The 26,943-nt window shown below is 58.3% G+C and carries 23 protein-coding genes; 17 read left to right on the top strand and 6 right to left on the bottom strand.

What is annotated here, in order from left to right:
- The first annotated feature begins 15 nt into the window (after positions 1-15).
- The 12 genes from KIH86_RS08400 to KIH86_RS08345 all read left to right on the top strand — a co-directional run bounded on the left by KIH86_RS08400 (position 16) and on the right by KIH86_RS08345 (position 15,802).
- Complete coding sequence (locus tag KIH86_RS08400; RefSeq protein WP_223083113.1) at positions 16-792, top strand: SDR family NAD(P)-dependent oxidoreductase; 777 nt, start codon at positions 16-18, stop codon at positions 790-792.
- Between the two features lie 100 nt (positions 793-892).
- A complete protein-coding gene (locus KIH86_RS08395) occupies positions 893-2,356 on the top strand; it encodes a DEAD/DEAH box helicase (RefSeq protein ID WP_223083112.1) in 1,464 nt (487 codons plus the stop codon).
- The gene (locus KIH86_RS08390) at positions 2,353-3,099 is read left to right on the top strand and encodes an ABC transporter ATP-binding protein (protein ID WP_223083111.1); all 747 of its coding nucleotides are present in this window, start codon (positions 2,353-2,355) and stop codon (positions 3,097-3,099) included. The genes KIH86_RS08395 and KIH86_RS08390 overlap by 4 nt, the downstream gene beginning before the upstream one ends.
- A 1-nt stretch (position 3,100) precedes the next feature.
- Positions 3,101-4,321, top strand: a complete 1,221-nt coding sequence (locus KIH86_RS08385; protein ID WP_223083110.1) for an ABC transporter permease — start codon at positions 3,101-3,103, stop codon at positions 4,319-4,321.
- A 526-nt stretch (positions 4,322-4,847) separates the two neighbouring features.
- Entirely contained in the window at positions 4,848-6,596 is a 1,749-nt protein-coding gene (locus KIH86_RS08380; RefSeq protein WP_223083109.1) for a sensor histidine kinase, read from the top strand.
- A gap of 2 nt (positions 6,597-6,598) precedes the next feature.
- Complete coding sequence (locus KIH86_RS08375; protein WP_223083108.1) at positions 6,599-8,236, top strand: helix-turn-helix domain-containing protein; 1,638 nt, start codon at positions 6,599-6,601, stop codon at positions 8,234-8,236.
- A 74-nt stretch (positions 8,237-8,310) separates the two neighbouring features.
- Positions 8,311-9,273, top strand: a complete 963-nt coding sequence (locus KIH86_RS08370) for an ABC transporter permease (RefSeq protein WP_223083107.1) — start codon at positions 8,311-8,313, stop codon at positions 9,271-9,273.
- Between the two features lie 36 nt (positions 9,274-9,309).
- Positions 9,310-10,188: a carbohydrate ABC transporter permease gene (locus KIH86_RS08365; RefSeq protein ID WP_038698274.1), complete on the top strand. Its 879-nt coding sequence runs from the start codon at positions 9,310-9,312 to the stop codon at positions 10,186-10,188.
- A gap of 74 nt (positions 10,189-10,262) precedes the next feature.
- On the top strand, positions 10,263-11,849 hold the full coding sequence (locus KIH86_RS08360; RefSeq protein WP_223083106.1) for an ABC transporter substrate-binding protein: 1,587 nt from the start codon (positions 10,263-10,265) through the stop codon (positions 11,847-11,849).
- 118 nt (positions 11,850-11,967) lie between these two features.
- On the top strand, positions 11,968-13,818 hold the full coding sequence (locus tag KIH86_RS08355; protein ID WP_223083105.1) for a glycoside hydrolase family 66 protein: 1,851 nt from the start codon (positions 11,968-11,970) through the stop codon (positions 13,816-13,818).
- Positions 13,802-15,451 carry a glycoside hydrolase family 13 protein gene (locus KIH86_RS08350; RefSeq protein WP_223083104.1) on the top strand — a complete coding sequence of 550 codons (1,650 nt, stop codon included), beginning with the start codon at positions 13,802-13,804 and terminating at the stop codon, positions 15,449-15,451. Before KIH86_RS08355 ends, KIH86_RS08350 begins: the two co-directional genes overlap by 17 nt.
- Before the next feature lie 159 nt (positions 15,452-15,610).
- On the top strand, positions 15,611-15,802 hold the full coding sequence (locus KIH86_RS08345) for a hypothetical protein (protein ID WP_223083103.1): 192 nt from the start codon (positions 15,611-15,613) through the stop codon (positions 15,800-15,802).
- A 202-nt stretch (positions 15,803-16,004) separates the two neighbouring features.
- Here the strand turns inward: KIH86_RS08345 and KIH86_RS08340 are convergent, their stop codons facing one another.
- The 4 genes from KIH86_RS08340 to KIH86_RS08325 form a co-directional block, all read right to left on the bottom strand.
- A complete protein-coding gene (locus tag KIH86_RS08340; RefSeq protein WP_223083102.1) occupies positions 16,005-16,115 on the bottom strand; it encodes a YjcZ family sporulation protein in 111 nt (36 codons plus the stop codon).
- 128 nt (positions 16,116-16,243) lie between these two features.
- Entirely contained in the window at positions 16,244-16,609 is a 366-nt protein-coding gene (locus tag KIH86_RS08335) for a DUF1304 domain-containing protein (protein ID WP_223083101.1), read from the bottom strand.
- Positions 16,610-16,739: 130 nt separating this feature from the next.
- Positions 16,740-18,041, bottom strand: coding sequence for an aminotransferase class I/II-fold pyridoxal phosphate-dependent enzyme (locus KIH86_RS08330; RefSeq protein ID WP_223083100.1), 1,302 nt, complete (start codon positions 18,039-18,041; stop codon positions 16,740-16,742).
- Between the two features lie 217 nt (positions 18,042-18,258).
- On the bottom strand, positions 18,259-18,894 hold the full coding sequence (locus tag KIH86_RS08325; RefSeq protein WP_223083099.1) for a pyridoxamine 5'-phosphate oxidase family protein: 636 nt from the start codon (positions 18,892-18,894) through the stop codon (positions 18,259-18,261).
- A gap of 158 nt (positions 18,895-19,052) precedes the next feature.
- Between KIH86_RS08325 and KIH86_RS29480 the strand changes: the two genes are divergently transcribed.
- Both KIH86_RS29480 and KIH86_RS08310 read left to right on the top strand, forming a co-directional pair.
- On the top strand, positions 19,053-21,011 hold the full coding sequence (locus KIH86_RS29480; RefSeq protein ID WP_235775319.1) for an aminotransferase-like domain-containing protein: 1,959 nt from the start codon (positions 19,053-19,055) through the stop codon (positions 21,009-21,011).
- A 43-nt stretch (positions 21,012-21,054) separates the two neighbouring features.
- A complete protein-coding gene (locus tag KIH86_RS08310) occupies positions 21,055-21,840 on the top strand; it encodes a helix-turn-helix domain-containing protein (protein WP_223083098.1) in 786 nt (261 codons plus the stop codon).
- Positions 21,841-21,849: 9 nt separating this feature from the next.
- On the opposite strand, the gene KIH86_RS08305 is transcribed toward KIH86_RS08310, so the two are convergent.
- The gene (locus KIH86_RS08305) at positions 21,850-22,083 is read right to left on the bottom strand and encodes a hypothetical protein (protein ID WP_223110378.1); all 234 of its coding nucleotides are present in this window, start codon (positions 22,081-22,083) and stop codon (positions 21,850-21,852) included.
- 90 nt (positions 22,084-22,173) lie between these two features.
- Between KIH86_RS08305 and KIH86_RS08300 the strand changes: the two genes are divergently transcribed.
- Both KIH86_RS08300 and gpmA read left to right on the top strand, forming a co-directional pair.
- Complete coding sequence (locus tag KIH86_RS08300; RefSeq protein ID WP_223083097.1) at positions 22,174-23,649, top strand: protein adenylyltransferase SelO; 1,476 nt, start codon at positions 22,174-22,176, stop codon at positions 23,647-23,649.
- Between the two features lie 217 nt (positions 23,650-23,866).
- Positions 23,867-24,616 (top strand): 2,3-diphosphoglycerate-dependent phosphoglycerate mutase, encoded by a 750-nt coding sequence (gpmA, locus tag KIH86_RS08295; RefSeq protein ID WP_223083096.1) that lies wholly within the window; start codon positions 23,867-23,869, stop codon positions 24,614-24,616.
- Between the two features lie 78 nt (positions 24,617-24,694).
- Here gpmA and KIH86_RS08290 read toward each other — a convergent pair whose 3' ends face one another.
- The gene (locus tag KIH86_RS08290; protein WP_223083095.1) at positions 24,695-25,804 is read right to left on the bottom strand and encodes an ArsR/SmtB family transcription factor; all 1,110 of its coding nucleotides are present in this window, start codon (positions 25,802-25,804) and stop codon (positions 24,695-24,697) included.
- A 201-nt stretch (positions 25,805-26,005) separates the two neighbouring features.
- Here KIH86_RS08290 and KIH86_RS08285 point away from each other — a divergent pair, with 201 nt between their 5' ends.
- Positions 26,006-26,896, top strand: coding sequence for a carbohydrate kinase family protein (locus KIH86_RS08285; RefSeq protein WP_223083094.1), 891 nt, complete (start codon positions 26,006-26,008; stop codon positions 26,894-26,896).
- The last annotated feature ends 47 nt before the right edge of the window (positions 26,897-26,943 follow it).

Raw genomic sequence — 26,943 nt, 5'->3', positions numbered from 1 at the left:
AGCTGAAAGCTCGCAATGGAGCTTAAAGGTAAGATCGCAGTCATTACCGGCGCTTCGAGCGGCATCGGTGCACTGACCGCGCAGCTGCTCGGCCGGCGGGGAGCTGTTCCGGTTCTTCTGGCGCGTTCGGAGGAGAAGCTGAAAGAAGCGGCGGCCGGAATAACGGGGCCCTACGGCCTCCATGTATGCGATGTCAGCCAATCCCGCGATGTGGAGGACACATTCGCGAAGATTTATGAGAAGTACGGCACAATCGATATCCTGCTCAACAATGCCGGTTACGGCAAGTTCGAGGATTTCACCGGGATGCCGGTTCAGGAATTTGACGACATGATGAACGTCAATTATATGGGCGTTGTCCGCTGTACGAAGGCGGTCGTGCCGCATATGCTGGAGCGCCGCAGCGGCCATATCGTCAACGTCGCTTCGATGGCCGGCAAGATCGGCACTTCGCGTTCCGCAGCCTACAGCGCGTCGAAGCATGCGGTGATCGGATTCACCAATGCGCTGAGGCAGGAGCTGCGCCACAGTGGAATTGTCATCTCTTCAGTCAATCCGGGACCGATTGAGACGAATTTCTTCAAGGTTGCCGACCCCTCGGGCAGCTATGTGAAGAATGTAGGCAGCTTCATGATGCCGGCCCAGTATGTGTCTGAACGGATCATCAAGCTGATGGAGAAGGGCAAGGAAGAATTGGACCTGCCCCGCCTGGCGGCGATCGGCATCCGTCTATATGGTCTGGCTCCGCGTCTGGCCGATAGACTGACCTACAATATGCTGAACCGGAAATAGACATCAGCCTTCTTATCAGGCATCAGGCCTTCCATTTGGTGGATAGGCCTTTTTGGCATATAATGAAGGAATAACTACAGTGAAAAGGATGAATATCCCTATGAATAAAGCTTCTTTTGCGGCAATCGGCATCCAGGAGGATCTGGCGGCCCGTCTGTCGGAATTCGGCATCACCGAGCCATCCGAGGTGCAGGCCGAGACCATTCCGCTCCTGCTCGAAGGACGTGATGTGCTCGCGGTCTCCCAGACCGGCACCGGTAAGACGCTGGCTTATCTCCTGCCCCTGCTTCAGGGAATCGACCCGGAGCGCCGGGCGGTGCAGAAGCTGGTGCTCGCTCCCACGCAGGAGCTGGCGATGCAGATTATACGTGAGGCGGAGCGCTATGGCGAGGGTCGCGGCATCCGCGCGATGGGGCTGATCGGCGGCGCCGCAATCGGCCGGCAGGTCGAACGGCTGCGGGAGCATCCGCAGCTGGTTGCCGGAACGCCGGGGCGCGTTCTGGAGCTGATCGGACTGCGCAAGCTGAAGATGCATGAGGTAAGCACCATCGTGATCGACGAGGCCGACCAGCTCTTCAAGGTCGGCGGAGCGGGCGAAGCCGAGAAGATTATCGCGAGCGCCCTGCGCAGCCGGCAGCTGGCGATGCTGTCGGCCACTGTCGGACCGGAGACGCGGGCGCTGGCGTCCAAGGTCATGAGGGACCCGGCCGAGATCGGCATCGACCCGGAAGCGAAGACCGCGCGGACGCTGGAGCATCTCTATATTGTCTCCGAGGAGCGGGACAAGGTCGATGTGCTGCGGCGGGTGCTGCGGCATTACAATGCGCCTCGGGCTATTGTATTCGCCAATACGGCGGAGGTGATCGCCGAGGTCGAAGCGAAGCTGAACTACCTCGGGATTACCGCCGGTGCGCTGTACGGCGACGCCGACAAGGTGACGCGCAGCACCGTGCTGGGCCGTTTCCGCGAGGGCAAGTTCCGCGTGCTCGTGGCGAGCGACGTGGCGGCGCGGGGCCTTGACATCGAGAACCTCACCCTCGTCGTGAGCTTCGATCCGGCCTTCGACGCGGAGCATTATGTGCATCGCGCGGGCCGCACAGGCCGCATGGGCCGCAGCGGCCTGTCGGTGTCGATCGTCACGGCGCAGCAGACGTTCATCATGCGCAAGTTCGCCCGCGAGCTCGGCATCGAGGTCGCCGAACGCGCGCTGTACGGCGGCAAGATTCTGCCGCCGGAGGAGCTGCGCGGCGGCGCCGGGCCACGCCCCGGCAAGCCGCGCAGCGCGGGGCCGGCGGTACGGACCGCCGGCATCTCTTCCCGCGCCGCCGCCGGAACGGGCGGCGCATCGGCACGGCCGGCCGGACGCGAAGCCGGCGGCCAGCGGCGGGAGCCGGGCGCCAGAGACGCGGCGTCCGGAGCGAGAACGGCCCCGGGCGGGCGCGGGGCCAAGGCTGCTCCGGCGCCGGGCAAGGCGGCCCGGAGCGCGGAGCGCGAGCGCAACCGCAAGAATAAGGGAGCGCCGAAATGGCTGAAGGACAAACGGTCGGGAGGTGACGGCCAATGAGCGAAGCTCCCGTCCTTCAGATTTCCGGGCTGACCGGCGGCTACAGCCTGAACAAGCCGGTGCTGCATGATATTTCCCTCCGGGTTAAGCCGGGGGAAATGGTCGGGCTGATCGGCCTGAACGGTGCAGGCAAGAGCACGACGATGAAGCATATACTCGGTCTGATGACGCCGCATAAGGGCGAAATCGCCGTTCAGGGGAAGAAGCGTGAGCAGGACCCGGAGGCGTATCACGGCGCCTTGTCCTTTGTCCCGGAATCCCCGCTTCTGTATGAGGAAATGACCGTCCGGGAACATGTGGAGTTCACCGCGAGGTCATACGGCGTGAACCGCGCCGACTATGAAACGCGCAGCAAGCGGCTCTCGGAGCTGTTCCGCATGGAAGACAAGATGGATACGCTGTCCGGGCATTTGTCCAAGGGCATGAAGCAGAAGGTGATGATCATGTGCGCGTTCGTGGCGAGCCCTGCGCTTTATGTCATCGACGAGCCTTTTCTGGGGCTTGATCCGCTGGGCATCCGCTCGCTGCTCGATTTCATGCTGGAAATCCGGAATTCAGGGGCATCCATTCTGCTCAGCTCTCATATTTTGTCCACCATCGAGAATTATTGCGACCGGTTTATCGTGCTGCACCAGGGCAGGGTGATCGCCGAGGGCACCCTCGCAGATATCGGAGCAGCCGCCGGCAGACCGGGTCTGCCGCTGGAGCAGCTGTTCTATGATCTGGTGCAGGGAGGGAAATAGCATGGATCTCCGCCAGCTTCAGGGAGAACGCCGGCGCCGGGCCGCCGGGGCCATTCTTCCCTATGTCGGCTACATCATCCAGAGCGGCGTGGCGTTCGTGCTCATGTTCATCATCATCGCCTTCTCCGCCTGGTACACCGCGCTGCTGCGGGATCTGCCGGACGGCATTCCCATCCGCTGGATTATGCTGGTCATCCTTGTACCCGCTGCGGTTCACAGCAGCTTCCGCACCTATCTTCAGCCGGCGGACTCCATCTTTCTGCTGCCTCAGGAGCACCGGATGGCGGAGTATTTCCGGCCCGCATGGATCAGGGGAACGGTGTGGAAGATCATACGGCTCGTGTTGATCCTGCTGTTGCTATGGCCGCTGTACATACGCACCGAAGACACACCCAAATCGCTGCTCGCCACCTTGCTGGTGCTGCTTGGCGTCAAGCTGCTGGCTTCATACGGCTGCTGGCGGGAGCTGAGAATGACGTCCAGAGCGGCATCGGCGGGATACCGGCTGCTGCGCTGGGGCGTCTGCGGGCTGATTGCCGCAGCCTGGCTGTGGCAGCCGCTTCATAAGGGACTCGGCTTCTCCTTCCTGCTGTCCGCAGCCTATCTGGCTTCGCTCGCAGTTCCTGCGCGGCATGCCGTTCCTTGGGAGCGGCTGATCGCGCTGGAGAAGACGCAGAGCGGGAGAGCGATTATGGTGCTGGGCTGGTTCGTTGAGGTGCCGGGTCGTCAGCAGCGGGTCTATGCACGGAGCTGGTTGTCCCGGTGGGGAAGCAGCTTGCCGTGGAGCAGAGAGAGCGCATACCGCTATCTGCTGACCAAGAGCTTCGCCCGCGGCGATATTTTAAGCATCGTGCTGCGAATTGGCATTCTCGGTCTGGTCCTGATCGGCTGGACCCGGAGCGGTATGCTGGGGAACGGCCTGTATCTGTTCTTCCTGTTCGTGATCGGCATACAGCTATCAGCCTTGTCGAAGCTTCATGGGGAGTCGTTCTGGCTGTCGGTATATCCGCTGCCGGGGAGCAGCCGGAGCCGCAGCACGGTTGCCTTCGTCTTCCGGCTGCAGCTCGTCATAGCGCTGGTGCTCTGGCTGCCGCTCGCAGCCGCAGGAACGGAGCTGCTGCTGCGTTCCCTGATAACGCTGGCTGCAGGGCTTGCGATGGTTCTGTTCAGCCGCTCGCGACTAGACCGGAAGCTGCGGAATCCGGAGGAAGACGAGCTGTAGGCGCCCAGTCCCGGGTCGGTGGCGTAGAGCGGCAGAAATGGGGCGGTGTATACTCCGCCCCCCAGAGCGGCCATAAAGATGGGACGGGTCTGGCCTTCTGGCACGATCCCGCAAGCTGTCCCTTGCTTGGACCAACTCCGAGCTCTGACCAGCTCCCGAGCTCTGACTATCTCCTAAGCTCTGACCAGCTCAGCAGCTATAGGCATGGACTTTTATAGGCGCTTTCTGAAATTAGTCCCCGCTTTTACTGGCAAGGTCTCCAAGGTTTATGGCTCTTTTCAGGCAATTAAGCGGTGTTTTATTTCAGAAGGCCGTTTTAGCAGAACTTTCATAAAGGCTTCTTTCTCCCGAATCCGGGTGGAAAGAGGCCTTTTTTTGAGCTTGGCCTCAGACGCTCTTTCATCGGCAGAACTTTATCCGTCTGTTCGACCGCGCGGATTTATGTATATAATACGGATTGTCGAATCATATACCATTCTGCCTGCGGCTCGCGGCATTCAGTTCAGGCGGCGGAAAGGACGGCTACATGAGATCCAAAAAAAATACGCTGGGGCTGCGGCTGATTCAGCTCTTCGCCGCCATAACGATTCCTCTGCTGGCGGTGCTGTTCGCGGCGGGGTACTACGCCAAGGATGTCGTGCTGACGCAGGTGTCAAGGTCCTATCAGAATCTGGTCAACTCCAATCTGAAGATGATGGAGAGCAGCTTGCAGGACATCACGATCAATCTGGTCGACATCGTTGACCATGACGAGAATTTTCAGAAATTCGGCAGGCCGGGCCTGACGGACTCCGAGTATTATTTTGCCCGTATGGGCATTATGCAGAGAAATCAGTCCTACCAGGCTTATTATCACACCGTCGACATGTTCTACCTGTACTCCGGTCCCAATGATACCTTGACCCTCTCCAATGTGCTGGGCACGAACGAGGCATACATGGATCAGGTGCGCGCCTGGATTACCGGGGCGGTCGGCAATACCGACCGGCTGAAACGGCTGCAATATAAGTGGTCGATTGTGAAGATCGGCGGCGATTACTATCTGAACCGGACAGTCGGCAACGAACTGAGCAATCCCGCCTATATCGGCGCGTTGATCCGGATGGACTCGCTGCGCTCGCCGCTTGGCAATCTCAACCTGCAGTCCGGCGGCGACGTGCTGATCGTCGACAACGACGGCAAGGTGCTGACTGGCGCATCGTCCACGATGGGTGCGGATTTCCGGCTGCCCCGCGAGAAGCTGAACCAGAATTCCTCTTTTTCCTTCTCAGAAGGGGGCCGGAAGCTGGTTGTTGTCTCCAGCCAGTCGGCCGCGCTTGGCATCAATCTGGCGGTGGTCATCCCTTACTCGGAGCTGCTGCGGGGATTGAACGTGTTTCAGGTCGTCATCTATGTGCTGCCCTTTCTCATTCTGCTCATTCTGCTGATCTATCTGTATTATTTCCGGCGGATGGTCATCCGCCCGATCCTGAATTTGCTCGGCGGCATTCACCGCATCCGGGACGGAGCGATGGAGACCAAGCTGCCCGACTCCAATCTGGTGGAGTTCCAGGCGCTGAACCAGGCATTCAACAGCATGGCGGTCGAGATCCAAGACCTGAAGATCGATGTGTACGAGGAGCGGCTGAACGCACAGAAGGCGGAGATGAAGCATTTGCAGACGCAGATTAACCCGCATTTTTTCCTCAATACGCTGAACATCATCTTCCAGCTTGCCGATTTGCAGCGCTACGAGCTGGTGAAGAAGACGGTCCGCCATCTGGTGCAGTATTTCCGGTTCATGCTTCAGGCCAAGGACAGCAGCATTACGCTGGAGCAGGAGCTTGAGCATATCCGCAACTATCTGGAGATTCAGAAGATGCGCTACCAGCAGTCTTTTGAATTTCAAATCGATCTGTCCGAAGACATCCGGCATGCCAGCATCCCGTCGCTGACGGTCCAGCCCTTTGTGGAGAACGCGATGATTCACGGCATCAGTCTCAAGGGAGAAGTGTTCCGGCTGTCCATTGCCGCCTATTCTGACGAAGACCGACCCGGATGGATGGTCATCGAAGTGGCGGACAATGGCAAGGGCGCCGACGACGAGCAATTGCGGGTGCTGAATGCGCCGGATTATCAGCCGGCTTCGGAGGACCGGCATATCGGTATCTGGAATGTGAAGAAACGGATTGCGATGCGATACCGCGAGAGAGCGTCCATCGGGTTCAGCCGGGTGGAGCCCACGGGCTTCCGCGTGAGATTGACGCTACCGCTGGAATATACGGAAGGAGAATAACCATGAATCAAATGCTGGTTGTGGATGACGAGCAGTTCGCGGTGGAGGGCATCGTGCATGGCCGTGATTGGAGCTTACTTGGCATCGGGAAGGTGTATTCGGCCAACGGAGCCGATGAGGCCCGGACGATTTTGACCCGGGAGCGGATCGACATTCTGATCTGCGACATTGAAATGCCGGACGAGGACGGCCTGTCGCTGGTCGGCTGGGTCAGGGAGCATTCGCCGCACACGGAATCGCTGTTTCTCACCTGCCACACCGAGTTCGCCTACGCCAAGAAAGCCGTCAGCCTCGGGAGCTTCGACTATTTGCTGAAGCCCGTCGACGGGGAGGAGCTGTCGGCGGCCGTGACGGGCATGCTCCAGGCGATCAGGGAGAAGGAGGAGCAGCAATCCTACAACGAGATGTACCGCAAGTACCGCTCCCTATGGCAAAAAGAGCAGCCGCGCCGGATCGAGCGCTTCTGGCAGGACCTGCTGTCGCGCCGTATTCTGGGCTTCGGCGATTTCCTCGAACGGGAGCTGGCGGAGGCGGGAGTCGGCCTTGGGCAAGGCAGCCGGGTGCTGCCGATTCTGATCAGCGCCCAGGAATGGGGCAAGCCGCTGGAATCGCGGGACCAGGAAATTATGGACTACGCTGTCAAGAAAGCTGCGGAGGAGGTCTGGCTGGAGGGCCGCCAGGGCGAGGTCGTGACCGACAAGAGCGGCGTCCTGTTCGTCCTGCTCTACGGCGAAAGTCCGGCGAAGGGCGGAGAAGCGGCGCCTCCGGCATCCTGCAGCGTCCGGGAGCTGACGGAGGCCGGGAACCGTTTTTATGAAGCGTGCCGGGATTACTTCTACTGCTCTGTCACCTGCTACATCGGCGGCTTCCGGACGCTGCAAGCGCTTCCGGGGCTGTGCGAGAGTCTGAGGGCCATGGAACGTGACACGATTACCCGCACGCCGCCTGTGCTGCTGCATGTTCCCCGGCCGCAGGAGACGGCCGCGGCCGGGCTGCCGGAGGAGATTCATCTGTCGGGCCTGGTTGCCCCCATGATGAACGGAGAGCGGGAGACGGTGACCCGCTATATCCACGATCTGGTTGAGCGGATGGAGGAGCGCGCCAGTCTGCACGGTCAGCATCTGGAGTCGCTGCATCAGGATACGCTTCAGATCATTTATCATTTTCTTCAGGTCAAGGGGATCAGCGCCAGCGATGTTCCGGGCTTCTCCGCCTGGGCTTCGGCCCGGGTGCGCGGCCTGCGCCAGTACATGCACTGGGCGGAGGGGTTGGCTGCGGCGGTGATGGAGACGGCGTTCGAGCCGGAGGAGACGGACGGCGTGATCCAGCGCTCCATCCGCTATATCCAGCAGAACGTGGAGGAAGAGATTTCGCGGGAGAGCATCGCCGATCATGTCGGCCTCAACCCGGCTTATCTGTCTCGCCTGTTCAAGAAGGAGACTGGCCAGAACCTGATCGACTTCCTCATCACCGCCAAAATGAACCGGGCCCGCGACCTGCTGGACACGACGGTCATGACGGTCAGCGCCGTCGCGCAGCAGGTCGGATACAGCAATTTTTCCCATTTTACCAAAATGTTCCGCAAGCAGTTCGACGTCAATCCCCAGGAATACCGGAAAGTCACAAAACGAATGGACTGAGGTTACAAAAACGGCGGGACCGGCGTCTCCCGCTCTTTATAATGAAGCCATAACGAAACGAAGAAGGTGGGTATATGGCTTCAGTAGAAGCGCTGAAGACGTCGCCGTCCGCGGTGCGCAGCAAGAGAAAAGGGGGAAGGTTCTGGAAGTACAGGGCGCTGATCGTTCTGGCGCTGCCGGGTATCCTGTTGATGTTCATCAACAACTATCTGCCGATGTTCGGCATTTTCCTGGCGTTCAAGGATCTCAACTATACGGATGGCATCTGGGGCAGCGCTTGGGTGGGACTGGACAATTTCAAGTTTCTGTTCGCCTCGAACGATGCCTGGATGATCATCAAGCACACGCTGCTGTACAACATCAGCTTTCTGCTGATCAACACGACGCTGGCGGTGCTGCTGGCGATTCTGCTCAACGAGGTGAAGAACAAGATCGCGTCCAAGTTTTTTCAGAGCACGGTTATCCTGCCAAACTTCATCTCCATGGTTATCGTCGGCTACATCGTATACGGCTTCCTGAACCCGGAGCTGGGCTTCGTGAACAAATTCATTCTGGAGCCGCTCGGCAAGGACGCGGTCAACTGGTACGCCGAAGCGCAGCAGTGGCCGTTCATCCTGACTATTGTCAACGCCTGGAAAAACGTCGGCTACTCCGCGGTTGTCTACCTCGCGGCCATTGTCGGCATCGACTCCGAATACTATGAAGCGGCTGTCATCGATGGCGCCGGCCGGTGGAAGCAGATGACCAAGATCACGATCCCGCTGATTTCTCCGGTTATTATCATCATGACCCTGCTGGCCATCGGCCGCATTTTCAACGCGGATTTCGGTCTGTTCTATCAGGCGACCATGGCTTCCGGCATGCTGAAAGAGACGACAGATGTCATTGACACTTACGTATACAACGCGCTGATGGTGACCGGCGATACCGGGCTTGCCTCCTCCGCGGGTCTGCTGCAATCGGTGGTCGGATTCCTCCTTGTCATATCCGTCAATCTGATCGTCCGCAGGTTCAGCAAAGAAAATGCGTTGTTCTAGTATAGAAAGCGCTTTATTCCCGGGAGGAGATTTATCATGATCAAGAAAAGGACCCATCCGCTTATTCTCATTGTCCTCACCCTGTTCAGCCTGGCCTGCCTTATTCCGTTCTGGCTGGTGCTGATGATCTCGCTGTCCGACGAGGATTGGGTGACGGTGCACGGCTACAGCTTCTGGCCCGGCAAAATCAGCCTGGTGGCTTACCAGTATCTCATTCAGGATGCCGAGAAAATCGTCCGTGCCTACGGCGTATCCATCTTCGTCACGGTCGTCGGCGTCATCGTCAGCCTGTTCGTGACCTCGGCGATGGCCTACTCACTGTCACGGCGCGAATTCCCCTTGCGGGGCGCGCTCAGCTTCTACATTCTGGTTACGATGCTGTTCTCCGGCGGGCTGCTGCCCTGGTATCTCGTCTACACGCGGTTTCTGCATGTGCAGGATACACTGCTCGCGCTGATTATTCCCGGCCTCATCGGCGGCTTTAACGTCATCATCATGCGGACTTTCTTCACCAACAGCATCCCGCCGTCCCTGATTGACTCGTCCCAGATCGACGGCGCCGGCGAATTCCGGACTTACTTCAGCATTATTCTGCCGCTGTCGCTGCCGGTTATGGCCACCATTGGGCTGTTCATCACAGTCTCATACTGGAACGACTGGTTCACCAGCCTGGTCTTCATCCAGAATGAGAAGCTCTTCTCGCTGCAATATTTGCTGAACAAAACGCTGATGAATGCTTCGTTCCTCCAGACAATCGCGAACAAGGCGTACAGCAACACGGCGCAGGTGACGACGCCGCTGGAATCGATCCGGATGGCGATGGCCATGATTGCGATCGGACCGCTCGTGCTGGTCTTCCCTTTCCTGCAAAAGTATTTTGTAAAGGGACTTACGGTGGGGGCCGTGAAAGGCTGATCCCGGCCATGGCCGGATTAGTATAGCATTGCAACGCAACAGACAGGCAAGAGTATACCGGGGAGGTTCATGACATGAAATGGATTGGAAAAAGTTCGGCCGTGCTGGCATCGTTGATGTTGACCGCGGCTCTGACCGCCGGATGCGGCGGCAATAACAATAACAACGGCGGCGCCTCGGCCTCGTCGCAGCCGGAAGGCTCGGCGGCCTCCGGCGCAACCGGCCTGAAGCCTTACGAAGTCGTGATGGTGTTCCCCGACGCTCCCCAGAAAGACAATGGGCTGGTGCAGTCGGCCATCAACGATTATTTGAAGAAGACGTACCCGGAAATGAATATGACCGTCAAGCTGGAGCCGATTGACTGGGGCGCCTGGAGCGACAAGACCAATCTGATGATGGCCTCCGGCGACAAATTCGATCTGCTGTTCACGGCGGACTGGCTCGGCTTCCAGCAGCAGGTGACCAAGGGAGCGCTGCTTCCGCTGGATGACCTGCTCGCCAAATACGGTCCCGATATCGAGGCCGTCGAGAAGAATTACCATGATCCGGCCAAGCGCGGCGGCAAGCTGTACGGCATTCACACCCATCAGGAGCTGGGCGGCGCCCAGGGCGTGTATCTGAACAAGGAGCTAGTGGACAAGTATAACTTTGACCTCAGCGGATTCAAGTCCGGCAAGGTGGAGGCGCTGGAGCCGATGCTCCAGACGATCAAGGAGAAGGAGCCGGGCATCACGCCGCTTGTGGCGCCGAGCTTCCCGCTGGAGGCGTATTACTCCTCCAGCAGTCTGGATTCCATCGTTAGCATTGCCGCCATCAACACGGTAGGCACGCCGGCCGACGACTATACGGTCATCAATTCATTCACCACGCCGCGCTACATGGAACTGGCCAAAATGACGAACAAATGGTACAAGGCCGGATATATCAACAAGGACGCGCTGACCCCGGGTCTGGATGCGTGGAAGAAGCTCCAGACGGGCAAAGCCTTCGCCTTTGTTGGCGACATGGACATCGTAGCTGATATGGAAATCGGCAAGGCGGCGCTGTCACCGAACGGTACCATCAAGGCGAACCGCGAAATGCTGCAAATCCCGCTGAGCATCGACCGGCTTCAGACCGGCAAAATGACGGCGACCATGCAAGCGATCTCCAAAACCTCGGAGGACCCGGAGCGCGCGATGATGCTGTTGAACCTGTTCTTCAAGGACAAGAACCTGCTCACGCTGTTTAACTTCGGCATTGAAGGCACCCATTATGTACTGAAGGACGGCCAGGTGGCCCTGCCGGAAGGCAAGACGACGGACAATATCGGTTATTACCATGATATTATGTGGCAGATCGGCAACCAGATGCTGAACTATACCCGGGTCGGGGAAGATCCGAAGAAGTATTTGAACTACGAGGCGTTCAACAAAAAGGTGATCTCCAATCCTTCGCGTATCTTCGGTTTTGTCTTTGACCCTGAACCGGTCAAGAACGAGCTGATCTCCATCGACAATGCCAACAAGGCGTTCGTGGACGGGTTGAAATCCGGGCAGCTTGATCCGGAAGAGAATTTGCAGAAACTGCTGGATAAGCAAAAAGCGGCCGGCGCCGACAAGGTTATCGCCGAGGCCCAGAAGCAGCTTGACGCCTGGCTGGCGACAAGCAGCAAGAAATAATGGATTTATCCGCAGGCCGGGCAGGCTGCGGAATCCTATAGGCAGAACCGGGGTATGATTCTTTCGGTCATACCCCGGTCTGCTGAATGGACATGATGAAGAAAACGGGGTGGAGAAGATGGCGAATACTGAGAATACGAAGAATACGAAGGATTCAGAGAACCCGGCATACCGGGAGAAGGACATAAATCCGGAGAACGGAATGAAGCCGGGCGACGGCCTGAACCCGGAGAATGGAGCAATCCCGCCGGCTGGTGCGGCGCTGACTCATCTGGAGGTGTACCCGGACCGCGCCCAGTATAGACCCGGGCAGCCGGGAAGCCTGCTGATCGAGCTGGAGACCGCGCAGAACGCGGTTCTGGAATTGCGGATCGAGTTCAGCAAGCTGGAGCGGACGGCAGCCAGCAATACACTGAGCGTTCTAACTGCGGGTGGACAACGGCTGAAGCTGCCGGCCCCCCTGTATCTGGAGGAGACGGAGTGGGCGGGGTACGGCGTCCGTGTGACAGTGCTGCATGAAGGGGTAGCCCTGGGCGCCGCTTCCACCGCTTACGACATCGCCGATCATTGGCGGCGGGCGCCGCGCTATGGCTTCCTGAGCGATTTCCGCAGCGGTGAAGCGGGAGATTTGCGCGATGTGGAGAGCATGAACAAGTTCCATCTGAACGTCATTCAGTTCTACGATTGGATGTACAGGCACGACGATCTCATTCCGCCGACGGACGAATTTACCGATCCGATGGGTCGGGAGATGTCCTACCGGGTGGTGAAGGAGAAGCTGGCCGCCGTTCAGGGCAAAGGCATGGCGGCAATGGCATACGGCGCGGTATACGCCGGATTGAAGGATTTTCTGCAGCAGCGTCCGGAATGGGGATTGTACCAGCGCAGCGGCGATCCGTTTCAACTGATCGACCTGTTCTATATTATGGACATTACGCCCGGCTCGCCCTGGACCGACCACATCGTCGAGCAGTTCGCGCGGGTGGTAGAAGCCGGCTTCGACGGCATCCACATGGACCAGTACGGCTTTCCCAAAAAAGCGGTCCGCCGCATAGACGGCCGGGAAGAAACCGTTGATCTGGGCGAGTGTTATCCGGCGCTGATTGACCGGACCAAGGCGGCGGTGACGGAGATCGATCCGTCGGCCGGGCTGATTTTTAACAATGTCGGAAATTATCCAGTGAGCAAGACTGCTTCCTCGGACCAGGAAGCGATCTACATCGAAGTCTGGCCGCCAGTCATTCATCTGCGGGAGCTGAAAGGGCTGATCGACAACGCCCGGCTGCTGAACCCGGAGAAACCGGTCATTCTGTCCGCGTACTTGCCGTCGTTCTATCCGGAGGCCGGCAACGATCCCGAATGGGCCGAGAACGGAGCTGTACTGACAATGGCAACCATCTTCTCAAGCGGCGGCTACCATCTGCTGCTGGGCGAGGACAACGCGATGTTAACCAAACCGTACTATCCGGACTACGCCCCGATGCGACAAACGTTTGCATTGGAAGTCAGAAGATATTATGATTTCATTGTAAGGTTCGGCGCGCTGCTGCATCATCCCGCTCTGGAGGATGTCTCGTACACTTATACAGCGGGAGTCAACACGGAGATTGTGTTCGAAGGCAGCCATGCGTTCGCTCCAAACGGCGATACAGGGTCCGTCTGGACGGTGGTGAAGCGGAAGCCGGGTTATTTGATCGTCCATCTGCTCAATCTGGTTGGTCTGGAGGATGATTACTGGGAAGACGGCAAGCGGAGCAGGCCCGAACCGCAAAATGGTATCGTTTGCACTGTGCTTTTGGAGCATCCGGCCGAGGCGATTTATACGGCTAGCCCGGATGATGCGAATGGGGAGATTGTGTATCCCGACTATACGCTTACCAAGCACGAACAGGGCATAGCGGCGCGGATTGTCCTGCCGAGACTGGACATCTGGACGATGCTGGTCGTCAAATATGGGGAACAGGAGTGAGAATGTGAATTCAAAATGGTGGCAGACAGCGGTGATTTATCAGGTCTATCCGAGGTCCTTTCAGGATAGCGACGGGGACGGGATCGGCGATCTGCGTGGAATCATCAACCGCCTGGATTATCTGGAGCAGCTTGGCATTACGGCAATTTGGCTTAGTCCCGTCTACAAGTCGCCCAACGACGACAACGGGTATGACATCAGCGATTACCGGGATATCATGGACGAGTTCGGCACGATGGCGGATATGGACGAGCTGATCGAGCAGGCCAAGCGGCGGAGCATCCGCATCATCATGGATCTGGTGGTCAACCATACCTCCGACGAGCATCCGTGGTTCATCGAAGCCCTCAAAGGCAAGGATAATCCGTACCGGGATTACTATGTCTGGCGGGACCCGGTGGACGGCGATGTGCCGAACGGACTGAGATCGACATTCAGCGGCCCAGCCTGGGAGCTGGACGAGGCGAGCGGCCAGTATTTCCTGCATCTGTTCAGCCGCCGCCAGCCTGATCTGAACTGGGAGAACGGGAAGGTTCGGCAAGAGGTCTGGGATCTGATGAATTTCTGGCTGGACAAGGGCGTCGGAGGCTTCCGCATGGACGTCATCGATCTGGTCGGCAAAATTCCCGACCGGGAAATCACCGGCAACGGTCCGAAGCTGCACGAATATTTGCAGGAAATGCACCGCGAGACGTTCGGCAAGCATGATGTGTTGACCGTCGGCGAGACCTGGGGCGCGACGCCGGAAATCGCCAAGCTGTATTCCGATCCCGCGCGCAAGGAGCTGTCGATGGTGTTCCAGTTCGAGCATGTGGGCCTGGACCAGCAGGAGGGCAAGGACAAGTGGGACCTGAAGCCGCTCTCCGTAGGCGAGCTGAAGTCGGTGCTGACGAAGTGGCAGACCGAGCTGGGCAGTGAGGGCTGGAACAGCCTGTTCTGGAACAACCACGACCTGCCGCGAATTGTCTCCCGCTGGGGCGACGACCAGACCTTCCGCAAGGAAAGCGCCAAAATGTTCGCCATTCTTCTGCACCTGATGAAGGGCACGCCCTACATTTATCAGGGTGAGGAGATCGGCATGACGAATTATCCGGTCACGGACATTACCGAGGTGCAGGATATCGAGAGCATCAATATGTACCGCGAGCGGCTGGAAGCCGGCTATAGCAAGGAGGACATCCTGGCTTCGATCAACGCCAAGGGCCGCGACAATGCCCGAACGCCGATGCAGTGGGACGATACGCCGGGCGGAGGTTTCACGACCGGCGAGCCGTGGCTGCATGTGAATCCGAACTATGCGGAGATCAACGTCAAGGACAATCTGGCAGACCCGGATTCCGTCTTCCATTGCTACCGCAAGCTGATCGCGCTGCGCCAGAGCCACCCGATTGTCGTCTGGGGCGAGTTCGAGCTGGTGAAGGATGTGCCGGAGCAGATGTTCATGTACCTGCGTCGTTACGAGGGAGAAACCTGGCTCGTCGCCGCCAACTTCGGCGGCGAGGCCGTGACGGTGGCGCTGCCGGAGCTGGGTGCGAGCGATGAGATCATCATCGCGAACTACGACCGCCAATCGGCGGACTTCGCCGAACTCGCGCTGCGGGCATACGAGGCCTTCGCAGTGAAGCTGGGCTGAGCACAGCGGAGGATTCATTCATGAGGCCGAAGCTTGGCAGCCCGAGTGCCGCGCACCGGCCAGGACTCTTTTTCACCGTATGGGAATCGTTATAAAATCCGAGGTCATTTGGATTCATCCGGTGTATAATGAAGAAAAGAGGAAAAGGAGCTGATTGCCATGACCGACTTTTTTAATCCGGGTCCTCCTGCAAATTCGACTGATCCCGGAGGTTATAAAGCCAATCATGATGTCAATGCACACAAGCTTCACCGGGAAGGCGTTCCCGGCCTTTTCAGACAGGTATCGGATTTGCTGATCGGACTTGCGATTATTGGGGCAGTTGCCGCGCTGCTGTTATGGATTTTCTAGGGCAGAAGAGTTGCCGGTTAGGGTTCAATGAGATTATAAAAAAAGAGGCCCGCTAGCCTAACGGCTTGCCAGGGCCTCTTTGCATTGGACTCTCGAAAGTTCTTTGACGGCCGCTACTCATCAGGTCTGAGGATTGTCAGCCGTGAACATGGTGAGGAAGGGAGCTTGAAGGCGCCCTTCCGGTGATAGAGTCTGTGGTCGATTAGACGAACAGAGAACGGCTGATGATAACCAACAGGATGAAGAGAACCAGGATAGCGCCAGTGCTGGTGAAAGGACTGTAACCATATCCGCCTCTTGCTTCTTCGCTCATGTTCATTCCCCTTTCGGTGAGAGGTTGTTGTACTGGAGTACATCGTATTGTATGTGCCTCTGTGCGGAGGGGTATGGGCCAATGCCGGAGGAAGCGGGAAAAAACATATGTGCCCGGGAGAATCCGCCCTAGGACAGCAGCAAGAATAATAGCGCGAGCATGGCCGGCAGTCCCTGTTTCACGATAATACTGCGCTGGGCGGTGAATCCGCCGAACCAGGCGGCGACGATAACGCAGCAGACAAAGAACAGCTGGATCGCTCTGCCGGAATCGCCTGCGAAGAACAGCCCCCACAGCAGCCCTGCCACGAGAAAGCCGTTATACAATCCCTGGTTGGCCATCATCACTTTCACGTTGCGGTCCCGGATCAGGGAGTCGGGCGTGCGAAAAGTGCGCTTGAAGGCGGGAGTTCCGAACATAAACATCTCCAGTACCATGATGTAAAGATGCTCGGCGGCAACGATCAGTACAAGAATAAAGGCTATAGTTGACATAAGTGAAATCGACTCCTTCGTTGAAGAATGGGTTATGGGAACGGGACAACATTTTATATATCGGATCAATCTGATCTGAAGTTAAAAAGAGCCGCCGCAATAGCGGCGGCTTGGTTTGCAATTGTGCGGATCAGGCTTTCTCCAAATCGCGTACACCGGCGTACACGAGGTCGAACAGATCCTCCAGGTCCTCTTCGGCAATGCAGGAGAAGGCGATGCGCAGATCGGTGTCGCCTAACGCAATCGTGCCGAGGCCGTATTGGTGGATAAGATGCTGCCGAAGCTCTTCCGCATTCACGGTCTTCAGCTTCAGGCACATGAAATAACCGGAGTTGAACGGGTAATACGTCCAGGCTTCATCACCGTATTTGCCGCTGTCGAGCAGCGCCTTGACCTTGTTCGCGCGTCCCTTCATAATCCGGAACTTCTCTTCCTTCTGGGCTTCGAATTCCGGAGCCTTCAGAGCGTCCAGCACAAAGGTCTGGGACGGATGTGAGCCGCTGGAAATAGTCGCGCGGATGATGCCAAGCGTCTTCTGCTCCAGGGCGGCCAGGACTTCCGGGCTGTCCGAAGCGTAGGTAATGAAGCCGACGCGGAAGCCCCAGACGAATTCCTCCTTGGTCGCACCGTCAATCTTGACGGCCAGCACGCGCGGATGAACGTTCGCGAGCTTGCCAAAGAGCGATTCCTTAAGCGAATCCTCGAAGAAGAGGCCGAAATAGGCGTCGTCGCATACCGCCACGATGTTGACGCCTTCCTCAGCCGCACGGACGATCGCGTCCACAATCGCGTTACCTTCATTGAGACCCGGCGTATAGCCCGTCGGATTGTTCGGGAAGTTCAGCAGCACAACGGCTTTGCCCTTCCCCTTCTGAGCAAGGAGCGCTTCCAGCAGCCCGTCGCTGTTGAAGGTCATATCTTCAGTGAACAGCGGATAATTCACTAGCTCCGCACCCCGGCGGACACCGAAGGTCAGCTCGTAGTTCTCCCAGTTCTTGTCGGGATAGACGATGGCGTCATCCGGTCCGGCGAACAGATCGGCGACGATGCTAAGGCCGTGGGTCAGTGCGTTGGTGGCAATCGGATTTCCGTATGCTTTGCCTTCGAGCGACGGATTCTCGCGAAGCATCTTCTCCCGCCATACAGTGCGCAGCTCGGGCTTGCCTGCAGGAGGAGCGTAGCCGTACAGATCCTTCGGCGAATAAGCGGAAAGTTTATCCTGAATAACGCCCAGATGCATCGGGCCTCCGTTCTCGGTGGCGATGCCGATCGTGGCGTTGTATTTTTTGGCATTTGCAGTTGCTTCAGCAGATTGGCTCAGAATGCCAACCTTGGGAAAATAGATTTCTCTGCCGAGAGAGGACAGCATATCGTACACATGCCTGTTCCCGGCCTTGATGCTCTCATTCAATTGTCCAGCCTGTGGATTCATCGGTTTCATCCTTCCGGTTATCTTGAAATCTTAGCAGCCTGATGTGAGTGAACGCTCTAACATTGCCTAACATTATATCATCTGCCTTACGGAAGAGTCACTTGTGAAAAGGAGGATTTCCAAAAAAAATGGAGACAATTTTTGCGCTTTTCGACGGAGGGAATACAGACAAAAAAGAGACCCCCATCCTTCCGGGTGATCTCTGTTCAATTCTTCGTCAGACTTCTTCAGTATCTAGCCCGGCATGATATGGGCAGTAGCGCTTCATCATCTCGATCGTCTCGGCGTCCCGTTCGCCGTCTCTCGCTTCAAGACCGCTGATGACGGCGCTCCTGTCATCCTCCTTCATATTCTGGCCGAATTTGAATTTGGCGGTGATTTCATCCGGCACAATCCGCACGACGGCGACGGCCTTGAGCTGAGGCCGGTATTTCGGATGATCCGCTCCAATAGGCTCGTATCCGCCCTCCGGCTGCAGCTTCTTCATGAAACAGCCGAGCGCAAGAGCTTTCTCGTTCAAATCCTCCACGATTTCGGCCCGGCCGAAGACCGTTACGCTTTTGAAGAAAGCGGACGCCGGACAAGCCATTTCAGGGTCGGTAAAATACGAGGGAATGAGCGCAAACTCGTCCGCCACGGTGAAGCAGACCTGGGGCTGGTTGGCGATCGCCTCCATTTTGCCCCCGGCCCGGCTGCCGTGAAAGTACAGATTTCCTCCCGTATATACAAAATTCAGCGGTGTCACACGCGGCCGCCCCTCCCCGTCGATCACACCGAGAAAGCCGAAGCTCATGCTGTCCAGGAACGTCTCCAGCTCTTCCTCCGATTCGACCTTAAATTCTTTTCTTCTCATTAGTAATGCTCCTTTGACTGTGAATTTACGATAGGCGTATAGGACGAAATGGAATACTCAAGATCATACCGGAAAATTGACATTTAAAAAGGTCCTATTTATAGTATTTTTATTAGTCCAATTTTAATTGGAAATCGCGGGTACTAGGGGTGGGAAAAATGGAAGCGAATCCGGTATTGGATTTGGAGCGGTATTTGGCCGAGCACCGGTACAAGTATCTGGCGCTGTATCACGCGCTTCGGGTCGCTATCCTGAACGGCGGGCTTCCGGGCGGTACACGGCTTCCCGCTACCCGCAGGCTTGCGGAGCGGTACGGGCTGTCCCGGGGATCGGTGGCGCAGGTCTACGATATGCTTGCTGCGGACGGGTATGTGCGGGGCGAGACGGGAAGAGGCACCTTTGTGTCGGAGGAAGGCTTCGGCGCAGAGCCGGAGGCGGATACGGGCGGCGGACTCGGGTGCAAGGCCGAAGGGCTATGGGAGGAGCGCGGCGTACCGGGCGCTGCGGCTGGCAGCGCGGCGGGCGAAGACTGGGCGGCGCGGGAGGAAGAGCGCGGCGAGAACCCGGCGCATGCCCCGGGAGCTGCGGCCGCCAGCGCGGCGGGCAGAGAATGGGCGGCGCGGGAGGAAGAGCGCTGCGAGAACCCGGCGCACGCCCCGGGCGATGCGGCCGGCAGCGCGGCAGGCAGAGAATGGGCGGCGTGGGAGGAAGAGCGCTGCGAGAACCCGGCGCACGCCCCGGGCGGTGCGGCCGGCAGCGCGGCGGGCAGAGAATGGGCGGCGCGGGAGGAAGAGCGCGGCGAGAACCCGGCGCACGCCCCGGGCGCTGCGGCCAAAGGGCGACGCTCCGCAGCGCCTCGGTCACCGGGCGAGAATGCTGCCCTTGCCAGCGACAACGGTGCGCCGCAAGAGCCCGGTCCGCTGCGCGGAGCCCGGGCTGAGGCTCCGGTGCCGGAGTTGCCGCTGTCCGCCTGGGCCCGGCGGTTGCCGGACAGCCCCCCGGCGGGGGATGAGCCGGCGCCGGCCCCCTTCATCAGCTTCCGCAGCGCCGGAATGCCGATGGAGGTGTTCCCGTATGCGGAGTGGCGCAGCGCGCTGTCGCATGCGTCGGGGCGGGCCGGCGGCGCCCTTGGCCTCTCCGCGCCTCCGCAGGGAGACGAGGGGCTGCGGCGGGCAATCGCCGCCCATCTGCGGTTGACCCGCGGAATCCGGACTGATGCGGAGCACATCATCATTTTCAGCGGGTCCATGCAGGCCCTCGTCCTGCTGACGCAGCTGCTGCTGGACGAGGGAGGCCGGGCCGTGGTCGAGGACCCCGGCTTTCACGGCATCCGCCGCGCCGTGACGGCGGCGGGCGGCATACCGCTTCCCGGCCGGGTGGACCTAAGCGGCCTCGTGCCGGAGGACTGGGATGCCCGGCTGCTCTTCGTCACGCCAAGCCGGCAGTACCCGACGGGCGCCGTGCTGCCGCTGGACCGCCGCCGCAGGCTGTTGGAATGGGCCGCCGCCCGGCGCGCTGTCATCATCGAGGACGATTATGACAGCGAGTTCCGCTGGTCCGGCCGGCCGGTCGAGCCGCTGAAGGCGCTCGACCGGGGAGAGCGAGTCGTGTATGTCGGCTCGTTCTCCAACACGATGTTCGCCGGCCTGCGCATCGGATACGCGGTGCTCCCGCCTGCCCTGACAGGCCCGGCCATCCGGGCGAAAGCCCTGTACGAGCCGCATCCCGCCGGGCTGCTGGAGCAGCGGGCCCTGGCCCGCTTCATGGCTCTCGGACATTACGCCCGGCATATCCGGCGGATGTCCCGCCTCTTCGGCGAGCGCGGCCGCCTGCTGCGCGAGCTGCTGGCCGATCTGCCTGCCGGCCTGTTCGAGCCGCTGCCCGGCGATGCGGGGCTGCATATATACGCCCGCTGGTTGCGCGACGAAGAAGCCTTCGCCCGGTTTAAGGAGGCGGTTCTCCTGCGGGGGGCGGATTTCCGGGACGCGGCGCGATACCAGATGGAGAGGGCAGAGCCGGCGGCGTGCTTTGCTTTTTCCCATCTGGACGGGTCAAGACTGACAGAAGGGGTACGGCGGCTCTCCGAGGCATGGGCAGATGTGCAAAATGAAACGTGAAGATGTATGATAAAAAGAAATGTCTGAAGGGAGAGGAGAAACGATGCTTCATGTGCTGCCGTCCGCTTTTGTGATCCTCCCCGCTTTGGCCAAAATCGTCTGCGAGCCGGGATGGAGATGGCAGAAAAGGGAGAAACCGCTGCCCAACTATGACTTATTCTATGTATGGAGCGGGGAAGGCACGGTAACTCGCAACGGGGCGGCATATAAAGTGGGGAAAGGAAGCTGCTTCCTGTTCCGTCCGGGTGATCACACAAGCGCTACGCATAATCCGCAGAAGCCGCTTGTCATTACATACATTCATTTTGATGTTAATGAGCCGGTTGCCGATATTCCGGAGCCTTACCGGGTGCTGAGCGATTCGGTTGAGTTCGAGCATCTGCTCGCTCGCTATGTGCGGCTGTTCCTGGTCAAGACCTTCGCTGCCGAAGAGGAGGGCAGGCTGATTCTGCAGCAGCTGATGATCAACCTGCTTCGGGACGACATGGCTATGCCGGTGGAGCGAAATGTCAGCAACCAGCTTGCCGAAGTGATTCACGAGGTCGCGAACTATATCAGCCAGAATCCGGGCACACCGCACAGGGTGGAGGAACTGGCTGCACGGGCGGGCTTGTCGCCGAGGTATTTCTCGATCAAATTCAAGGAGCTGATCGGCTCCTCGGTCCAGTCCTACATTATAAGAGCCCGCATCGAGCGCGCCCAGCATCTGCTGCTATACGCCGGCATGAACGTGACGGAGGTCGCCGACGCGCTGGGATACCGTGATATTTTCTTCTTCAGCCGCCAGTTCAAGCAGCATACGGGAAAAAGCCCGTCCGAAATCCGCTGATTTCCGCCTTTAGCTCAGTGACTTTGCGGAGCGGCGAATTTGCCGCAGACCGGATGCAGTGGCGTGCGGCGGAGGCCTCCGGTTATCGGTGGAGTCTGCCGGTTTGAACGGGTACTCTTCAATGACACTGAACCAGAATAACCTTTTGACCTGCCGGAGAAGCTGCTTGTTTCTCCGGTTTTTAACATTTCCGGACACCCTTCCGTCCCCGTAAGCGCCCTTCTGCCTGTCCGGTTCCTTCAACGGCCGGGTATAGAAACCGGAAGGAAGATAAACGCTACTAACGACAATCTTTAGACGGAATGGAAATGATTAATTTCAAAGGAGACACCGATGACAGGAAATCAACCGGGAACCGAAAAGGGATGGAATTTGGACAACAGCTATGCGCGTCTGCCTGATGCTTTGTATTCCAAGACAGGTCCTGATCCTGTCGCCGCGCCGAAGCTGATCGTGCTGAACGCTCCCCTGGCAACAGCGCTGGGACTGAATGCAGAAGCCTTGAGCGGCGGCGAAGGAGCGGAGATTTTTGCGGGGAACCGTCTTCCCGAGGGGGCACGTCCGATCGCCCAGGCGTATGCGGGACATCAATTCGGGCACTTCACCATGCTGGGCGACGGCCGGGCTGTGCTGCTCGGTGAACAGCTCACTCCGGGCGGAGAGCGGATCGATATCCAGCTTAAAGGCTCCGGACGCACGCCTTATTCCCGCGGCGGTGACGGGCGGGCTGCGCTCGGTCCGATGCTGCGCGAGTACATTATCAGCGAGGCGATGCACGGCCTCGGCATCCCGACCACTCGCAGCCTGGCGGTTGCGGCGACCGGGGAGCCGGTCTTCCGCGAGACCGCGCTGCCGGGCGCGGTCCTGACCCGGACGGCGGCCAGCCACCTGCGGGTCGGGACCTTTCAATACGCCGCCTGGAAGGGCGGCGTAGAGGCTCTTCGCGCCTTGGCGGATTATGCGCTTGAGCGCCACTATCCGGCGGCGGATACGCAGGGGAACCGCTATCTCACACTGCTTCGCGAAGTATGCGGGCGGCAGGCTTCGCTGATCGCCAAATGGCAGCTTGCCGGTTTCATCCACGGCGTGATGAACACCGATAATATGACGATCAGCGGGGAGACGATCGATTACGGCCCCTGTGCTTTTATGGATGCCTATGATCCCCGGACTGTGTTCAGTTCTATTGATCAGCACGGACGCTATGCCTATGGCAATCAGCCGGAGATCGCCGCCTGGAATCTGGCAAGACTTGCGGAGGCACTGCTCCCGCTGCTGCACGAGAATGAGGATGCCGCTATCTCCATGGCGGAGGAGGCGATCGCGGAGTACATGGAGCGGTACAACCGGAATTGGCTGGCCGGGATGCGGAGCAAGCTCGGATTGTTTGGAGAGGGAGAAGGAGATGAAGCCCTTGCGGAGGATCTGCTTGAGCTGATGCATACACATCGGGCGGACTATACCAACACGTTCCGCACCTTGACCCTGAACCAAGTGGAAGGGACAACTCTGTTCGATTTCGATGATTTCGCCAAGTGGCGGGCCCGCTGGGAGGAACGGCTGAGCGGGCAGCAGGAGAGCAAAGAGGCTTCCCGGGATTTGATGCGCCGCAGCAATCCCGCCGTCATCCCCCGTAACCACAACGTGGAGGAAGCGCTGGAAGCCGCGGTGCAACGGGATGATCTCAGCGTGATGGAAGGATTGCTTCAGGCGCTGGCGAATCCGTATGCATACACGTCCGAACAGGACCGCTATGCCGAGCCTCCGGCTCCTTCCTCCTGTGCCTACCGCACCTACTGCGGAACCTGAGCGCAGATTACGGAGGAGCTGAATTGCCGGACAGTAGGCGGCCGCCGGGTTTTCTTTTTTGCTAGGGTAGGGGGATCGATTATGAGGGGAAGAGAGAATGGGCGGAAGGAATGCGGCTCGAAATGGGCCTCGCCTGTTTATGACTCCTATGGATTGCTTTAAGTAGAAAGAGGAGAGTGCAACAGGTAAAGAAGAATAATGGAGAGGAGTGGGAGATATGTACGAAATCGTATTGGTCCGTCACGGAGAGAGTGAGTACAACAAGCAGAATCTGTTCACCGGCTGGAGCGACCCGGATCTGACGGAGAAGGGGGTCCACGAGGCGGAGGAAGCGGGGAGAACGCTTAAGCAAGCGGGGTATACCTTCGACCTTGCGTTCGCTTCGGTGCTGAAGCGGTCGATCAAGACGCTGAATTACATTCTGGAGGAGCTGGACCTCCTCTGGATTCCGGTGCAGAAATCCTGGAAGCTGAATGAGCGCCATTACGGGGCGCTTCAAGGACTGAGCAAGAGTGAGACCGCCGAGAAGTTCGGCGAGGAACAGCTGCAGCTCTGGCGCCGCAGCCTGTCGGTCCGTCCGCCGCTGCTGGAGCCGGATGATCCGAGATACGCCAGAAACGACATCCGCTACAAGGACGTCCGTCCGGGCGACATCCCCCGCGGCGAAAGCCTGGAGGATACGGTGCACCGGGTCGGGGAGTTCTGGAATCAGCGGATCGTCCCGCTCGTGATGAAGAAGGAACGGGTGCTGATCTCCGCGCACGGCAACACGCTGCGCGCGCTGATCAAATACATGGAGGATATCGATGAAACGGCGCTGCTGTCGCTGAATATTCCTACCGGCGTTCCCCTCGTGTATGAGCTTGATGAGGAAGTGAATCCGATCCGGCGCTTCTATCTCGGCGAACAGGAGAAGATTCAGGCGAAGGCCGCCGAAGTCGCCAACCAGGGCAAGATCAGCGAGTAAACGGCGGCTGCTGGAACGATGGAAGAGGCTCTTTTTCGTGAAAAAGAATCCGCGCCTTGCATGGCGACCGCCCCCGCCTTACTCTTCCTCAAACCCGTCAATGAACTGCCGAACCGGCGCAATCAGACGGGAAGTGTTCAGCGAGTAGTAGAACCGGTTGTCAGTCCGGACGAAGCTGACTGCGCCAATCTGCTGAAGAAAGCCCATATGGTAGGAGACGGTCGGCGGCGAAATATCCAGCTTCTCCGCAAGCTCCTGTCCGAACCAGGGACGCTCCTTCAGCAGCCGGAGAATGGCGATCCGCTTCGGATCGGCCAGCACCTTGAAGAAGGCGGCCTGCTTCTCCAGCAGCCGGGATTCCTGGAACAGCCGGTCGGAATACAAGCCAAGCACGAACCAGTCGTCCTCCCCGCTGCCATATGAGGAATAGGCGTGACAGCCGGCGTATTTGAAGAAGCTGAGGTGCACATAACAGCGTTCTGTCTGTTTCTGTACGTCTCCCGCCGTTTCCACGTTCTCTATATTATCGGTATTTTTCACATTCTCCAGTGAGATATATTTTTGCTTGAAAACGGCGGGATTCTCGCTAAGGGAACGCTCATAATTCTCCCGCCCGTGCTCGATCAGCCGGATGATGCCGTCTTCCAGAGGTGCGTATGCCGCTGCATAGAACCGGGAGAGCAGGAGTTCGAACCGCATCTTGATCTCCTCCGGGTTCTCCGCCGCTTCCGTTACCCGCCGCTTCCGTTCCGCATCCTGAAAGGGCGTCCGCTTCAGCAGAGCCAGCTGCCCTTCTCGGTTCTCCGGCAGCTCCCGGTAAGCTGGATCTTCCTTGGGCGGAAGTGTATTTTTGCAGACGCTCTGCAGGATTTCAAAGAGAAATTCCCGTGCGGACTTCGCGCGGAAGGTTTCCAACAGTTCGGGGATGTCTTCCAGCTCCGGACGCGCCGCGATCGTCTTGTACAGAATATAGCCGACTCCGCTCAAATCGTAGAAATATTCCAGCTCCTGCCTTAGATAGCGGGAAAGCGCCGCATCCATATTCCGGAGCGCGTTCTTGATGTCATCGCCTGGCTCCAGATCATAGGAACGGATCATATCTGTAAAATGCTTGCCCGTACCCGCGGCGAACAGCGCGTACAGAAACTCCATCGGCCGGTTAACGGTAAGCTGCAAGGTTGACTCCACTTTCATAACCCTCCCGTAACTCCTGTTTTGATCAGGCATATGTATAGATTTGATATTCCTCTAACCTATAGTAAGACAAAAGGAGAGCATCAGTCAAACAATCATTACATTAGATAAATATAAAATACATATTGAATTAGACGAATAATGAACTATAATGATTTCAACGAACATATTATCAGATAGACTGGAGGAATAAAGATGCCTAAGGTTTTAATTCTGGGCGGAACCACTTATGATTCCATCGTGAAGCTGGATGCGCTGCCGGAGCCCAAGCCCCAGACGATTCATTATGCCCCGTTTCATGAGACGATCGGCTCGACCGGCGCGGGAAAGGCGCTTCCGCTGACCCGGCTTGAGGTTCCCGTTACGCTCCATTCCATCATCGGCGAGGACGAATGCGGCAGACGCATTGTCGAGACGCTGGGCGCGGCGGACGTCGATTTTGTGTGGGACCCTGATCCGGCGGGAACTGAAAGGCATATCAATCTGATGGACAAGAACGGCGGCAGAATTTCGATCTTCATTACACAGTCCTCTTCCCGGCCTCCGCTTGATCTGCCCCGCCTGGAGAAGCTGATTGAGGGCAGCGATCTGATCGTGCTGAACATTATCGCCTATACGAAGACTCTCATTGAAATGTGCCTGCAATCGGGCAAGCCGATCTGGACGGATCTTCACGATTATGATGGCGAGAATCCGTACCACAAGGATTATATCGAGGCGGCGGATTATGTCTTTATGAGCTCGGATAACCTGAGCGACTACCGGACGGTGATGTCCTCGCTTGTTGCGGCGGGCAAGCGGTTAGTTGTCTGCACGCACGGCAAACGGGGAGCGACCTGCCTGACCTCCGAGGAAGAATGGATCGAGATGCCGATCATCGATGAATATAAGCTGGTGGATGCGAACGGAGCGGGTGACAGCTTTTTCGCCGGATTTCTGTATGGGTTTCTGCAGGGGCGCTCTCCGCTGGAGTGCATGAGGATCGCTGCCGTCTCCGCCGGCCTGTGCGTGACCTCGCAAGAGCTGGCATACCCCGGACTCGGCAGAGAGCTGCTGGAGCGTGAGGCTGCACGGCATTTTTCATAATGAGGCGAGATTGCACTTTCAAGCGTATACATTCGAATGATGTCAAA

It is taken from the genome of Paenibacillus sinensis (assembly GCF_019904155.1).
Taxonomy (GTDB): domain Bacteria; phylum Bacillota; class Bacilli; order Paenibacillales; family Paenibacillaceae; genus Paenibacillus_AQ; species Paenibacillus_AQ sinensis.
The sequence above is the reverse complement of the archived record's forward strand: the minus strand, read 5'-3'. Positions and strand labels throughout refer to the sequence as shown.